This is a genomic window from Aquiflexum sp. TKW24L (assembly GCF_023502205.1).
Classification (GTDB): Bacteria; Bacteroidota; Bacteroidia; order Cytophagales; family Cyclobacteriaceae; genus Cognataquiflexum.
Window position 1 is genome coordinate 1 of the sequence record NZ_JAMFLG010000094.1, and the last position, 715, is coordinate 715.

Consider the following 715-nt stretch of genomic DNA (forward strand, 5'->3'; position numbering starts at 1 on the left):
TCCCCCTTCCGGTTTTCACCAAAAGGGGGAATTTGACTTTCAATCAAATCATCTATTCTTTGACCAATCGCCTGTTGATAAAGTGCTGATCGACCTGGATGATCACCTGGTACATGCCTGCAGCGTATCTGCTGATGTCCAGTGACCTTGTAAAGCTCCCTTCCTGTTGTCCGCTTTCTTCATAGATCTGACGACCTGCCGCATCGAATATCCTGATGGTGACCTTGCTGCTCTGGGCCATGCGGATATAGATGTTCGTATTCGTCGTTGCAGGGTTAGGATAGATCATTGCATCGTTCGGTGCGTCCATTTCCCTGAATACTTTGATCTCCCTGCTGATGGTCTGTCCCGCGCGATCCGTGCTGCTGACCCTGAGCGTCGTCTCCAAAGGTGGCATTCCCTCCCCTTTGTACACCACCACACCTTTTTCGATGTAATAGTCAGGATGGTCTGCCATGCTGTAGCTGTGGATATCGTCCACCGGATCGATGGTCTGAAGTCCTCCTACAATCTCACCCGAACGGACTTTTTTGGAGACTACATTGTTGGCTAGGACAATGTCTTCAGGCATCGGTTTGTTGAGCACTAGCACAGGAACCTGGAAGTTCACATCCCTGCCCTCAAATCCGCTGTTTTTGATTGTTGCATTGAGCTGGTAGAAGCCCGGTCTCAGAGGATCATAGCCATCGGCTGTCCATTGGATCTGGCTGATAGC

The 715-nt window shown here is 50.2% G+C and carries 1 protein-coding gene; it reads right to left on the minus strand.

Going from position 1 to position 715, the window contains the following annotated elements:
* Positions 1-52: 52 nt before the first annotated feature.
* A partial coding sequence (locus M3O96_RS21910) for a T9SS type A sorting domain-containing protein (protein WP_249725478.1) occupies positions 53-715 on the minus strand: 663 nt, incomplete at its 5' end.